This is a genomic window from Marivirga tractuosa DSM 4126 (genome assembly GCF_000183425.1).
In the GTDB taxonomy this organism is placed as follows: Bacteria; Bacteroidota; Bacteroidia; order Cytophagales; family Cyclobacteriaceae; genus Marivirga; species Marivirga tractuosa.
Genome location: NC_014759.1, coordinates 2,772,769 through 2,786,621, shown reverse-complemented (window position 1 = coordinate 2,786,621; position 13,853 = coordinate 2,772,769). Strand labels below are relative to the sequence as shown.

Here is a 13,853-nt window from a genome sequence, read left to right as displayed (position 1 = left end):
ATTTCTCATCTATACGAAAAGCTGCTTAGCAGGAATAATTCCCAATATCAGGAGGCCAACTAAGGAAAGATTATTATGATTCTTCTATTGTTTAAAATCAACCTCCTTTTGAAATGATCTAGAAATAGTCAACCATTCTTCGCCAATTTTTACTTTGTCTTTCTGGAAGGCACTAATTTTATCTTGATTGACTATAAAAGAGCGGTGGATTTGGGTGAAATTATCTGGCAATTGATCTATAACAGATTTCAACGTCATTTTGCTGAGTAGGGGCTTACCATTTTGAAGCACAAACCTCAAATAATCTCCTTTAGCTTCTACATACAAAATTTCATCTAATAGGACTTTTTCCTGTTGACGATCTATTGAAATAAATATATGATTTATTTTTTGAGCAGTTTTAGTTGCTTTTGTGTCCAACTCATTCACAGATTTCAGAAAGCGTTCAAAAGAAATCGGCTTAAGCAGATAATCCAGAGCTTTTACTTCAAACGCCTCCACAGCATATTTTCTATGCGCTGTTATGAAAATTACTTTTGGCTGCACATTATAACTTTTGATAAATGTCAGTCCATCCAGACCAGGCATTTCAATATCGATAAATAATAAATCAACCGAATTTTTCTGCAGGAAATCTCGTACTTCCCAAGCATTGCTGAAAACTCCTTTTGCTTCCAGAAAGGGAACTTGAGCCACGTAATCGCTTATCAATTCTCTTGCTAGAGGCTCATCATCTGCTATGATACATTTCCACTTTTTCATCTTGCAGGAATTGTAATTTCCATTTTAAAGATGCCATTTTCCACATCCTTTTTCAATTCGTAATCTTCATTGTAAATATAGGACAATTGACTTTCAATATTTTTGAGTCCTATGGCTTTTGGATTATGTTCACTATGGATAAAACTATTAGAAAATAAAATTTCCAATTTATCATTTGTTGCATGGAGTGAATAGTTGATGAATAATTTTTCAGTATTATTTTTGCCTCCATGTTTAAAGCAATTTTCCATTAAAGTAATCAATATTAGAGGCGGAATTTTAATGATTTCAGGATTTTGAACTTCAATGCTCTTTTCAATTACCAATCTATCGCCAAAGCGAAAACTTTCCACATAAATGTAATCTTCCAAAGTTTTGATTTCATCGGAAAACTTGATGAGATCTTTTTTGCTGTTTTCCAATATATATTCAAGCAAGGCACTGAGGCGTAAGATCAATTCAGGAGCTTTATCAGATTTCTTCAAACTAAGAGCATATAAATTATTCATAGTATTGAATAAGAAATGCGGGTTCAGCTGACTTTTCAAAAACCGAAGCTCTGCTTCTGCCATATTTTTGATTGCCTCATTCTTCTCATTTTCGGTTTTTCTCCATTTTTCTATGCTATTGATCGCCACAAAAAGAAATACAATTAAAAATAGAACGGTATTTAGAATAGCCAGATCCCGAGTGGCTGGTGGCATCAACTTATACTGAAGATCGGCTATCAAGATGAAAACTAGAGTGTTGATAAGCAATGTTAAGAAAATGGCTGAGATAATAAGATAGATGACGTAAACTACAAACCTTCCTTTTTTACCCTTCAATAAATAGGTAGGAATTAAATAATTGGAGATTAAATAAGCGGAAACTATAGTGATGGGCAAATAAATTATGGCTAGTAGTAATGCCTCTTTCCAATTGTTATCATAACTAAGCAGAAAAGCGCAGAGCACAAATGATAGGAGCCAAAAAAGAATATGATAGAAATAATTTTGCTTCATGAGAAGGTAAATTTAATCAAGTTCAGATAAGAAGCATTTATTATCGACCAAATACTGCTTTAAGTAGGCAGAATGCAAAATATACCTTCCAATACTGCATTTATGTTTTCTACCTTTAGAAAAATGTCAGTTATCGATATTTGAAAATTATTAGCTGAAAAGGTTATAGCATTGTACATCACCAAAAAACAAAAGTTATGAACATTATTGAAATTCATGTTGAGGGAGGGATCTTATTTATGGGGATATTATTCTTTCTATTAATTGGGGTAATTGCTACTTCCGTTTTAGTAATTAAAAATAAGGCGGATCAGCCAAAAGCTAAAAAATGGCTGAAAATTTCGCAAGAGATTGCACTATTTGCTTTAGTATTCGGCATTTTAGGTCAATTAGTAGGCTTGGTAGGTGCTTTCCAAGCTATTGAACAAGTTGGAGAGGTTTCTCAGGCGCTTTTGGCAGGGGGTTTAAAAGTTTCATCTTATACCACGCTCTACGGATTTTTTATTTTTCTGCTGGCAAAGCTTTTCAAAATTGGTTTTCAGTTCACTCGAAAGTAGCCGTTTCCATAGTGTTTTGGTTGGGTATTAACCTAGTCTCATGAGGTAATTCCCACCTTTCTGGAAACTTTAGCACACATTCAAGGATGTGTGCTTTTTTTATGTACTAAAATTCTTTTAATGTACACTGCAGCTGTTTAAAAAAACTTCTATAAGTTTGTTGAACTATCATATTAAGCTAAACTGAAATGAAAAAGTCTTTATTAATTATCGGTGTTTTATTGCTGGCATTAAATCTCAAGGCTCAGGACGAAAATAAATACTATGATGTAGATGACCGTCCTAAGTTCTATTTTGGACTTGGAACAGGCATTAATACATTTACCGGTTTAGCAGGAATATCCGCTAATTACATTTTAGATAAAACCCTTTTTGTGCAAGGCGGACTTGGATTAAGCTCATGGGGGATCAGGTCTTCAATCGGGCTTCGTTATGACCATTCTTATACCAATGGTTTTACTCTAGGTGTCAATCTAGTACGATCTTCAGGCATTGGTGATATAGTAATGACCTTTGACTCGGGCAATGGTTCACCCAATGAAGTGAATATGCGATTTGATGCTGCCAGCACCCTTAACTTTAAGGCGGGATATAATTGGTGGTTTGGTAAACACAACACTTTCAATATGAACATTGGATATGCTTTACCATTTAAGAACCAACCTTGGGCAGTAAAAGACGGATCGACTTTATCTCAATTTGAACAGCAAGTATTGCAATTAGTTGCACCAGGAGGGATTATATTGGAGATGGGTATTACTTTTGGAATCCAATGATCACTGAAGCCTGACCTTCTCACCTTTACATCATTAAAATAAAAAGGAATTACTCAAAAGCATTGGTTCAATTCCCAATAGTTTTATGTCTATTGGGAATAGGCTTTTTTTCAATTATTCTCAACTAATGATCTGACTCATTATTTTACCTATTTTTAAATAAATCATTTATATTTAAGGGATTATCAACCTTTAAATTACCAAAATGCGAATTTTATTAGTTGTAGCGTTCTGCTTATCTACCAGCGCACTTATAGCGCAAGATCAAAAAATCCAAATTGAATATTATGAGCTAGCCAATGGTCTGAAAGTGTATTTAAATGAAGACAAAAACGCTAGTAATGTTTATGGAGCTGTTTGGGTAAATGCTGGAGGAAAAAATGATCCGGCAGATGCAACTGGCATAGCCCATTATCTTGAACATATGTTGTTTAAAGGGACAGATCAACTGGGCACACAAAATTACAGCTCGGAAAAACCACATTTGGATTCTATCAAAATTCTTTATGACCAATTAGCAGTTGCGGAAGACCAAGAATCCAAACTGAAAATTCAGAATTTGATTAATGAACAGACCTTAAAGGCCTCTCAATATGCAATACCAAATGAATTTGACCGACTGGTGAAATCAATTGGAGGAACTAGTGTAAACGCTGGGACCAATTTCGACTATACTTATTATTATAACTTTTTTCCGGCCAACCAAATGTCCAAATGGTTAGACATCTATGCTCATCGCTTCCAAAATCCTGTTTTCCGCTTATTTCAAAGTGAATTGGAAGCGGTATATGAAGAAAAAAATAGAGCACAGGATGATTTACAACGCAGGGTTTTCGAAAAATTTGATGAGTTTATGTATGGTGACCATCCATACAGTACGCAAACAGTATTAGGTAGTGTTGAGCACTTAAAAAACCCTTCCTTAACGAAAATGTATCAATATTTTCAAGATTATTATGTTGCTAATAATATGGCTTTAGTGCTTTGTGGTAACTTCAAAAGCTCGGAAATTAAACCCCTAATTGAACAGTCTTTTGGCGCACTTAAAAGTGGCAAAGTTCCTGAATTTCCAGAATATGAGCGTAGTAGTTTCAAAGGGAGAGAAGTAGAGAAAGTGAGAATCACACCTATTAAAGCTGGATTTATGGGCTATAAATTAGTGCCAGTCACTCATCCGGACAGGCCAGCATTGGAATTAATAGGGAGCATGATGAATAATAGTAGCCAAACGGGCTTTATAGATAAGTGGAATTTAAATAATGAGGTGTTATACGCTGGTGCTAATCAAAGCTTTTTAGAAGAAGATGGCTCGACCTTTATTTTTTATGTACCCAAAATTTTTGGTGGAAGCCTCAAAAAATTTGAAGAAAAAGTAAAAAATTCTTTTCAGGATATTGCGGACGGCAATTTTAGTGATGAATATTTTGAATCGATCAAGTATGGCATTTATAAAAACTTTGAATTATCACTCGAACAATTAAGTGCACGTGGTCGCTATTTAGGCTTAAGCTTTATTTATGACACAAGCTATGAGGATTTCCTTGATTTTCCTGAGAACATCAATCAGCTGACCAAAGAAGATGTTCAAAAGGCAGCCCAAAAATATTATGGAGACAATTACTTTACTTTGCAGTCAAGAACAGGATTTCCTAAAAAAACAAAGCTGGAGAAACCATCATTTAAACCAATCTCAGCAAGAACGGAAGAGCAATCAGTCTATGCAAAAAGCTTTAATAAATTACCGGAAAATCCTATTAGCTCCAACTTTATAAATGTGGAGAAAGATTTCAGTATTCTGGATGGATACATTTACAATAGTCAAAATGACTTGAATGATGTGTTTACGCTTAAGCTGATCATTGCAGGTGGTTTCAATAAAGATTCCCAGTATGGATTGTTAGCAGATGCTTTAAATAATTCCGGAACGTCAAATTTATCAGCGGAAGAAATAAAGTCGAAATTCTCAAAACTAGGAGCCAATTATAGTTTTACTGTGGACTATAATTCCTTTGATATTTCATTGACTGGGCTTAATGAAAAATTTGATGAAACAATTGAGTTATTATCACTTTTGCTTAATGAATTTAACCCTACAGAAAAAACCACAAAGCTCCTATACAATAAGAGGAAGACTGAAAATAAACTGGATATGAATAATCCGGCTACAGGGGGTCGAATCTTATATGTTTATGGGCTTTATGGTGAAAAGTCATCTTACAAATCACGTATTCCCGAAAAAGAATTGAAAAGACTTGATCCTCAGATGCTAAAAGAAGAATTATCAACGCTTTTAGAAAACGGCTTTTCTTCCATTCATCATGTGGGGAATAAAAATGATGCAGAATTATCAGGATTGCTTTCTGCAAATTCAATATTTAAGAAAAATAATGTAGATCAATATGAATTCTTGGAAGCACAAGATATAGCAGAAACCACCTTCTATGTTTTAAATGACAAAAAAGCAGTGCAGAGCTATGTTTACTATATAGTAAATGGGGAGCACTTGAATTATGCAGATGACTTTAAGAAAGAAGCTTTCAATTCGTATTATACCAATAGTCTTTCGGGTCTTTTATTCCAGGAGGTTCGAGAGTTTCGATCGTTGGCTTATTCTGTTGGAGGAAATTACATTGATCCTATTTATGATCCTAATAAGAGAGGAAGGTTAGTATTGTTTACTGGCTCTCAAGCAGATAAAACTACTGATGCCGTAGAGGTAGTGATGAACTTAATTCAAGATATGCCAGAATATGAGGAGAGACTAGCTTCCATTAAAGAAGGCTTGATATTGGAGTCTAGTTCGAGCAAATCAGATTTTCGAAATATCTCAAGGACTGCGGAAACATTTTTGAAAACCGGCTATAAAGAGGATCCTAATAAAACTAATTATAGAAAATATCCTGAACTAAAATTTGAGGACATTGTCTCTTTTTATGAAAAAAACATAAAAGATAAACCTGTGATTGTTACCATTTATGGTGATGCTTCACGCTTTGACCTAAATAAATTAAAATCCTTGGGAAAAGTAGTGGAGTTGGAAATGGATGATATTTTTGTTGAATAAGGGAGCTTAATTAAAAATTGAACTTAAGGAAATGTGCAAGTCAGTTATATTATAAAAATTGTGTATCTTGATTGGCTAAAAAGATCAAAATCAAATAATATGAGCATGAAATTCTTTTCCACAGCCATCATTCTTTTTCTAATTATGACAGGCTGTACGGATCAAAAACCAGAAACGGCCACCAAAGTAAAATATGTTGCCATTGAAGGCATCGATTCCACCAGAAATCCAGGGGACAATTTCTTTCAATATGTTAATGGAATCTGGTATGATTCTGTCTCCATTCCGGAAACACAGGCGGGAGTAGGTGCTTATCGCTTTATGAATTATCCTCAAAGGTTGCGCCTTCAAAATTTATTGGATAGTGTATCACAATTGGATAATGCAAAAGGAAGCCTAGAGCAGAAAGTAGGCGATTTTTATGCTTCTGGAATGGATACAGTAGCCATCAATAAAAAAGGATATCAACCGATTCAGCCTATTCTTGCTGAAGTGGAATCTATAAGCGATGTCCCAACTTTGATGGGCTTTGTGGCCTCTCAAACTAAGTATCAAAATAATTCTATCATTGGTTTTTATATAGCGCCCGATGACAAAAATAGTAAAGTGAATATTGCACATGCATATCAAACAGGATTAGGATTGCCTAACAGGGATTATTACTTTGAGAATAATTCTTCTAGCCTCGGCATCCAGAAAGCGTATAAAGAATATTTGGCTACTCTTTTTGAATTGAGTGGAACTTCAGCTGAGCAAGCGGTCAACAATGCAAATACAGTTTATGAAATTGAAAAGCAAATAGCAGAATCACACAGAACGAGAGTAGAATTAAGAGATGTAAAAGCCAATTACAATAAATTGGCTGTTGAAGATTTAAATGAAATGCATCCCAATATAGCTTGGAGTAGATTACTAAATGAAATGGGAGCCGAGACGGATTCTGTAGATGTAGGTCAACCCGATTATTATGAAAAATTGAATGAACTCTTAACCAGCATTCCCCTTGAAGATTGGAAGCTTTATCTAAAGGCCACCACTTTACAGAACTATGCTGACAACTTGAGCAAAGAATTTGTGGATGCGGAATTTGCCTATACTAAAGTGATCTCTGGTCAGACTGTTCAAAAAACAAGAGGTGAAAAAATGGCAAGCGCTGTTGATAATATGTTGGGAGAAGCATTAGGGCAATTATATGTGAAAAAATACTTTCCTGAATCTGCTAAAGTTCGGATGTTGGATTTGCTAGATAATGCACAAAAGGCTTATGCGAACCGAATTGATCAACTGGAATGGATGACAGACAGTACAAAAGTGAAGGCAAAAGAAAAATTATTCTCTATCACTAAAAAGATTGGCTATCCAGATGAGTGGAAAGATTATAGTAATGTGGAAGTCGTGCCCAACGACTATTTCGCTAACATACTCTCTGCCTCAAAAGCTCAATATGATTATAATTTAGCTAAGCTTGGTCAGCAAGTAGATAAAAATGAGTGGTATACTACGCCATCTACGGTTACGGCTTATTACAATCCTTCCGCAAATGAAATTGTTTTTCCTGCGGGAATTTTAGAGCCTCCTTATTTCGACTATGAAGCCGATGATGCTTTAAATTATGGTGGAATTGGTATGGTGATCGGACATGAACTCACCCATTCATTTGACGATCAAGGGGCACAATTTGATAAAGATGGAAATGTTAATAACTGGTGGACTAAATCCGATTATGAAGAATTTAATGCCAGAACGCAGGCCGTGGTAGACCTTTACAGTTCATTCACTGTTCAAGATACATTGCATATCAATGGCGCCATGACAGTAGGAGAGAACACTGCTGATTTAAGCGGATTAGCTGTAGCTTATGATGCATTTAAAATGACTGAGCAAGGACAAGATACTACCAAGATAGACGGATTTACACCAGATCAAAGATTCTTTATGTCATTGGCCAGAATCTGGAGAGTTAAAATGAAAGATGAATATCTTCGCTTGTGGATCAAAACGAATTCGCATTCACCCCCAATGTGGCGTGTTAACGGTCCGCTTATGAATACTCCTGGGTTTTATGAGGCTTTTGACATTCAGCCAGAAGATAAAATGTATTTACCTGAAGAGGAAAGAGTAGCCGTTTGGTAAAATAACAATAGAGGTGCAGGGACTAAATTAGATTCCTTGCACACTTTTTCTAATTCAGAATTTTCCAAAATTAACAGAATGGGAAATGTTGAAGATTTTATAAGCCAACTAGAAAATGACCAAAAAGAGATCATGCTCTATTTTCATGAATTACTCGCACACCAATTAGAATTAGAAGATAGAATAAGGTTTAAAATCCCTTTTTATTATCACAAATCTTGGGTTTGCTATTTAAATCCCATAAAAAAGAATGCTGTAGAACTCGCATTTTTGTTTGGGCAAGAATTATCAAATCAGCAGGGATTACTGGAAGCCAATGGTCGAAAGCAGGTTGCTGGCATTAGGTTTTCAAAAGTGGAAGAAATTCCTGTGGATCTGGTGTATGAAGTTATTCAGGAAGCTTTAATGCTTGATGAAATGAAATATAATAAACGAAAATCAAAATCTCCTTAAACTACAGTTTAAGGAATACATCATCAGACAAACCTACTGTTCTTAGCAAACTACTCCTCTACAACCTCTTTAACGCGCCCCACTTCACCGGTTTCTAACATTACTTTTATACCATGCGGATGAAATGAAGATTTCGTCAATATCTTTTTCACAAACCCATTGGTCAGATCACCACTTCGCTGATCTTGCTTTTGCACAATCTCCACTTCATCTCCAATTTTTATATTGTTTCTATTTTTTCCGTCTGTCATAGCTATTAATTTGGTTTATGAAAGGAATGCAAGTTAAAGGATTTCTCTCTCAAAAGATAGCCTTTACAAGCTTCCGAATTTGCAAATTTTGAGCTTTTTAGATGATTACAAGTGATAGAATTAACTTTTTTCTTAAGTTTGGTACTATTCAAACCTTAAATAGAATCTAATGATTAAATACCTTTCCAAAGCTGAATTTTTACTTTTAGGCTTATTAGCTATAGCCGTTGTCCTAGAATCAATTGGTACAAAGTTGGATGTTTTATATCTCATCAGTTTGGCTGGACTAGCATTGGTCTTCTTTTTATTCGCTCAAGTCCCGAATCGAAAGGAAGAACCTTCTTCAACTGAAAGCAATGAAAAAGATAAAAGCAGCGGATTTCAGACATTATTAGGATTTGTAATTGTGCCAAAAGTACTATGGATCGGAACGGCTGTGGCCACCATAGGAATTTTGTTTTTCTTGCAAGATTTTAAAGGAGCTGAAAATTTACTCACTATCGGAGGAATCACTATTGCTATCACTACCGTCATTCTGCTGGTTTTGCGAGTAATAAATGTAAAGAATCTACATACGGTAATTCCTATTCTTTACAGATCATATCCTACTTTGTTGGCAGCCGCTTATTTAGTCTTTGCTTGAACAGGGCGTCAGTAATGGAAGCAATATGAATTATGCCCAGATTTATAACTGATCTGGAGTCAGGAAGATTACAAACCGTTTTTTATCAACATTCAATGTAAAATGCTATCTTCATTAAATGAGTAATTTGTTGTTGCTCAAAAACTATAAACCTCTATCAGATGAAAGCCATTTTTTGTTCTCATTACACCTCTCCAGAAGAACTCAAAATCAAAGAGGTGCCCACTCCATTTCCAGCTAAACATGAAGTATTGGTAAAAATAAATGCCACTGCCATTAATGACTATGATTGGGGCATGGTGAGAGGAAAACCCTATTTGTATCGCTTAATATTTGGACTTACAAAACCTAGACGTCCTATTGCCGGAATGGAATTATCTGGCTTGATTGAAGATATCGGAGAAGGCGTTACAAAATTCAAAAAGGGCGATGCCGTTTATGGAGATATTTCTGAATATGGCTTCGGAAGTTTCGCTGAATACATTGCCATCAATGAAAAAGCATTGGTATTAAAACCAGAGGAAATGAGTTTTGAAGAAGCCACTGCTATTCCGCATGCCGCAATGCTTGCTTATCAGGGATTGGTAGAGAAAGGCAAAATTCAGAAAGGGCAGAATATTCTAATCAATGGTGCTGGTGGCGGAGTAGGTACATTTGCATTGCAAATAGCCAAAATGTATGATGCAGAAGTAACGGGTGTTGATACAGGCGAAAAGCTCCACAATATGAAAGCCATCGGTTATGATGAGGTCATTGACTATAAAAAAGAGAATTTCACAAAAAGGGGCGAACGCTATGATTTGATTCTGGATGCAAAGACCTCTCAGGCGACTTGGGCCTATTTGAAAGCTTTGAAGCCCAAAGGAAAATATGTAACTGTGGGTGGTACGGCCGCTAATTTAATACTATTTGGATTAAGCAGCGGTTTACTCTCTATTTTGACCAGCAAGAAGTTTCTGCTTGTAGCACTACAACCGAATCAAGGGCTAAGTTATATTAACCAATTATATGCCGAAGGTAAAATCAAACCCTCAATTGATGGTCCCTACGTATTCGAAGAAATCCCACGATTGATTCAATATTTTGGAGAAGGAAAGCATACCGGAAAAGTGGTGATTAAACTATAGACTCATGAGCACATTCGAACTAAAAAGTGATCCTAAAGTCAAGGCAGTTTTCGATAAATATCCTGAGTACGTACGGGATAAAATGAATCGCCTTAGAGCTTTGGTGATCGAAACAGCAGAAGAAACGCCTTCTGTTAATGTTTTAGAGGAAACCCTAAAATGGGGAGAGCCAAGTTATATCACCAAAAATGGAAGTACGTTACGAATGGACTGGAAAGCGAAAACACCCGAGCAGTATGCGCTATTTTTCCAATGTAGCAGCCGATTGGTGGAAACCTTTAGGATAGTTTTTGAGGAAGATTTCAAATTTGAAGGGAATCGTGCCATTATTTTTGAGATGAACCAAAAGCTCCCGATCGAGCAGTTAAAAGAATGTATTAAAGCAACGCTCACCTATCATGAAGTAAAACACTTGATGACTTTGGGGATCTAAATGAAGTAAGAAATTATTTAAATAGGAGAATGCCTGTAAAAACACAGCAAGAAAATTTGTGCATCCATTACTTCTGTTTTGGATCACTACCTTTTTTAAAATAACCGCCAATCCAACAACTCCTGAAATAGCTGCTCGTTAGCCCCCTCTACGCATTAAATTTTACAGAGGAAAAATGAGTACAAACAATACAATTAATTTAAAAAATAGACCGAAAGGACGACCTTCTTTGGACGATTTCGATATCACCACCTCAGAGATTCCTGAAGTGCAAGAAGGCGAGCTTTTGTTGGGCGCAAAATACGTTTCAGTCGATCCGTATTTAAGAGGTAGGATGAGCGATGCGCCTTCATACGTTCCACCTTTCGAACTTAATAAACCGATCAAATCGGGCGTAGTAGCAGAAGTTCTAGAATCAAAAAATGATGCTTTTGCAAAAGGAGAATTTGTTGTGGGAGAATTGGCCTGGAAAGAACAGCAAGTGGTGAAAGGAGATGGTTTAATGAAGGTAGATCCTGATCAAGCAGCCTTATCAGCTTACTTGGGTGTTTTAGGTATGACAGGACTCACTGCCTACCACGGTTTGATGGAGATTGGAAGACCAGTAAAAGGCGAAACCTTAATTGTTTCAGGAGCAGCCGGGGCAGTAGGTAGTATAGTCGGTCAAATCGGAAAAACTCTAGGAATGCAGGTTGTAGGCATTGCCGGATCGGACGAAAAAGTGGAGATGCTAAAATCTCAATTCGGATTCGATGAAGTCATCAATTATAAAACTACAGAAAACATGACTGAAGCCATTGCTGAAGCATGTCCAAACGGAGTAGATGTGTATTTTGACAATGTAGGAGGCGAGATTTCAGACGCAGTACTTTTCAACATCAACAAATTCTCAAGAACGATTAACTGTGGAGCTATCTCCGTCTACAATAATACCGAAGCACCCAAGAGTATGAGTGTGCAGCCCTTTTTGGTGAAGAAAAGTTCGCTGATGCAAGGATTTATCGTAACAGATTACGCTGATAAAAACAAAGAAGCCATTCAACAATTATCGGAATGGTTGCAGCAAGAAAAACTGCACTATACCGAAACGATTAAAGAAGGGTTCAAGCAAATACCGCAAGCCTTTTTAGATCTTTTCGAAGGAAAGAACAAAGGAAAAATGATTGTTAAATTATAATTAGAGAATAAAATAAGAGATGAAAAGCATTAAATTATTAATAGTAGCAGTAATGGTAATGGGGTTTGCAGCATGCAATTCTAACAATACTAAGCAAGCAGAAAATACCGAAGAAAAGACAGAGAAAGCAGCAAAACTAAAAGTCCTTTTTGTATTAACTTCTCATGATGAATTAGGCGATACAGGAGAAAAAACAGGCTTTTGGGTAGAAGAATTTGCTGCTCCTTACTATAGCATGAAAGATGAAAACGTAGACATTACCATTGCTACGCCAAAAGGAGGCAAAGCCCCCATTGATCCAAGAAGTCAATCAGAAGCTAGCCAAACGGAAGCCACAAAGCGATTCAATAATGATGAGGAAGTGCAAAAGCGCATTGCCAATACTCAGAAATTGTCAGAGGTAAAAGCAGCAGATTATGATGCTGTATTCTATCCTGGAGGTCATGGCCCACTTTGGGATTTGGCAGAAGACAAAACTTCTATTGAGTTGATTGAAACCTTCAATGAGCAAGACAAGCCAATGGCATTTGTTTGCCATGCACCAGCAGCTTTAAAAGAAGTCAAAGGAAAAGATGGAGAGCCTTTAGTAAAAGGTAAAAAAGTAACCGGCTTTACCAATGCAGAGGAAGAGGCGGTTCAGTTAACCGAAGTAGTTCCTTTCTTATTGGAAGATATGTTAGCAGAAAAAGGAGGTACCTTCACCAAGGGAGAAAACTGGAGTGTACATGTAGTGGAAGATGGTAATTTGATTACTGGACAGAATCCTGCTTCCTCTAAAAAAGCTGCAGAGTTGCTATTACAGAAATTGCAATAGTTAAAATGGAGAATAAAGAAATCATGGCGAAATCTACCTATCCTAAATCATTTTCACACATTGGAATTACCGTCCCTGACATTAGAAAGGCAGTTGCTTTTTATGCCGATGTAATGGGCTGGTATACCATTATGGAGCCTTCTGTTGTGAAAAAAGAATCAGACACAGCAATTGGCCAAATGTGCATAGATGTATTTGGAGATGATTGGGAGCAATTTGAAATAGCACATATGTCAACTTCGGATGGTATTGGCATTGAATTATTCTCCTTTCCGCATGGTGTAAAAGAGGCACCTGATTTTAATCCTTTTAATACAGGTTTGTTTCACTTTTGTGTGCAAGACCCAGATATTGAAGGATTAACGAATAAAATTGTAGCAAATGGCGGTAAGCAGCGCATGCCGATCAGGGAATATTACCCTAAAGAAAAACCATTTAAGATGGTATATGTGGAAGACCCATTCGGAATTGTATTTGAAATCTATTCCCATAGCTATGAACTAACTTACTCTTCAGGTGCCTATTCACCTGACTAAAAAAAGTACCTTACAAAATTAAGGCTCAGAAATAATTCTGAGCCTTTTTTATTGTTTTAAAACCTAAATTGCTTTATGAATCACTTTTAGCAGTCATCAGGCAAATAATTTCTTTTTGATATA

14 protein-coding genes are annotated in these 13,853 nt (G+C 36.2%); 11 read left to right on the top strand and 3 right to left on the bottom strand.

What is annotated here, in order from left to right:
* Positions 1-84: 84 nt before the first annotated feature.
* A complete protein-coding gene (locus tag FTRAC_RS11770) occupies positions 85-762 on the bottom strand; it encodes a LytR/AlgR family response regulator transcription factor (RefSeq protein WP_013454476.1) in 678 nt (225 codons plus the stop codon).
* Positions 759-1,766: a sensor histidine kinase gene (locus tag FTRAC_RS11765; protein WP_013454475.1), complete on the bottom strand. Its 1,008-nt coding sequence runs from the start codon at positions 1,764-1,766 to the stop codon at positions 759-761. The genes FTRAC_RS11770 and FTRAC_RS11765 overlap by 4 nt, the downstream gene beginning before the upstream one ends.
* A 197-nt stretch (positions 1,767-1,963) precedes the next feature.
* On the opposite strand from FTRAC_RS11765, the gene FTRAC_RS11760 reads away from it, so the two are divergent.
* The 5 genes from FTRAC_RS11760 to FTRAC_RS11740 all read left to right on the top strand — a co-directional run bounded on the left by FTRAC_RS11760 (position 1,964) and on the right by FTRAC_RS11740 (position 8,749).
* The gene (locus FTRAC_RS11760) at positions 1,964-2,323 is read left to right on the top strand and encodes a MotA/TolQ/ExbB proton channel family protein (protein ID WP_013454474.1); all 360 of its coding nucleotides are present in this window, start codon (positions 1,964-1,966) and stop codon (positions 2,321-2,323) included.
* 188 nt (positions 2,324-2,511) lie between these two features.
* Positions 2,512-3,099, top strand: coding sequence for a hypothetical protein (locus FTRAC_RS11755; protein WP_013454473.1), 588 nt, complete (start codon positions 2,512-2,514; stop codon positions 3,097-3,099).
* Positions 3,100-3,304: 205 nt separating this feature from the next.
* The gene (locus FTRAC_RS11750) at positions 3,305-6,163 is read left to right on the top strand and encodes a M16 family metallopeptidase (RefSeq protein WP_013454472.1); all 2,859 of its coding nucleotides are present in this window, start codon (positions 3,305-3,307) and stop codon (positions 6,161-6,163) included.
* A gap of 99 nt (positions 6,164-6,262) precedes the next feature.
* Positions 6,263-8,296, top strand: coding sequence for a M13 family metallopeptidase (locus FTRAC_RS11745; RefSeq protein ID WP_148230077.1), 2,034 nt, complete (start codon positions 6,263-6,265; stop codon positions 8,294-8,296).
* A gap of 78 nt (positions 8,297-8,374) precedes the next feature.
* Positions 8,375-8,749, top strand: coding sequence for a DUF1801 domain-containing protein (locus FTRAC_RS11740; RefSeq protein WP_013454470.1), 375 nt, complete (start codon positions 8,375-8,377; stop codon positions 8,747-8,749).
* 50 nt (positions 8,750-8,799) lie between these two features.
* Here the strand turns inward: FTRAC_RS11740 and FTRAC_RS11735 are convergent, their stop codons facing one another.
* The gene (locus FTRAC_RS11735; RefSeq protein ID WP_013454469.1) at positions 8,800-9,000 is read right to left on the bottom strand and encodes a YwbE family protein; all 201 of its coding nucleotides are present in this window, start codon (positions 8,998-9,000) and stop codon (positions 8,800-8,802) included.
* A gap of 169 nt (positions 9,001-9,169) precedes the next feature.
* Here FTRAC_RS11735 and FTRAC_RS11730 point away from each other — a divergent pair, with 169 nt between their 5' ends.
* The 6 genes from FTRAC_RS11730 (at position 9,170) to FTRAC_RS11705 (ending at position 13,730) form a co-directional block, all read left to right on the top strand.
* Positions 9,170-9,643 (top strand): hypothetical protein, encoded by a 474-nt coding sequence (locus FTRAC_RS11730; protein WP_013454468.1) that lies wholly within the window; start codon positions 9,170-9,172, stop codon positions 9,641-9,643.
* Positions 9,644-9,804: 161 nt separating this feature from the next.
* Entirely contained in the window at positions 9,805-10,770 is a 966-nt protein-coding gene (locus tag FTRAC_RS11725) for an NAD(P)-dependent alcohol dehydrogenase (protein ID WP_013454467.1), read from the top strand.
* Between the two features lie 4 nt (positions 10,771-10,774).
* Positions 10,775-11,203, top strand: a complete 429-nt coding sequence (locus FTRAC_RS11720) for a DUF1801 domain-containing protein (protein WP_013454466.1) — start codon at positions 10,775-10,777, stop codon at positions 11,201-11,203.
* Between the two features lie 175 nt (positions 11,204-11,378).
* Positions 11,379-12,380 carry an NADP-dependent oxidoreductase gene (locus FTRAC_RS11715; protein ID WP_013454465.1) on the top strand — a complete coding sequence of 334 codons (1,002 nt, stop codon included), beginning with the start codon at positions 11,379-11,381 and terminating at the stop codon, positions 12,378-12,380.
* 19 nt (positions 12,381-12,399) lie between these two features.
* The gene (locus FTRAC_RS11710; protein WP_013454464.1) at positions 12,400-13,194 is read left to right on the top strand and encodes a type 1 glutamine amidotransferase domain-containing protein; all 795 of its coding nucleotides are present in this window, start codon (positions 12,400-12,402) and stop codon (positions 13,192-13,194) included.
* Between the two features lie 23 nt (positions 13,195-13,217).
* On the top strand, positions 13,218-13,730 hold the full coding sequence (locus FTRAC_RS11705) for a lactoylglutathione lyase family protein (RefSeq protein WP_013454463.1): 513 nt from the start codon (positions 13,218-13,220) through the stop codon (positions 13,728-13,730).
* Positions 13,731-13,853: the final 123 nt, after the last annotated feature.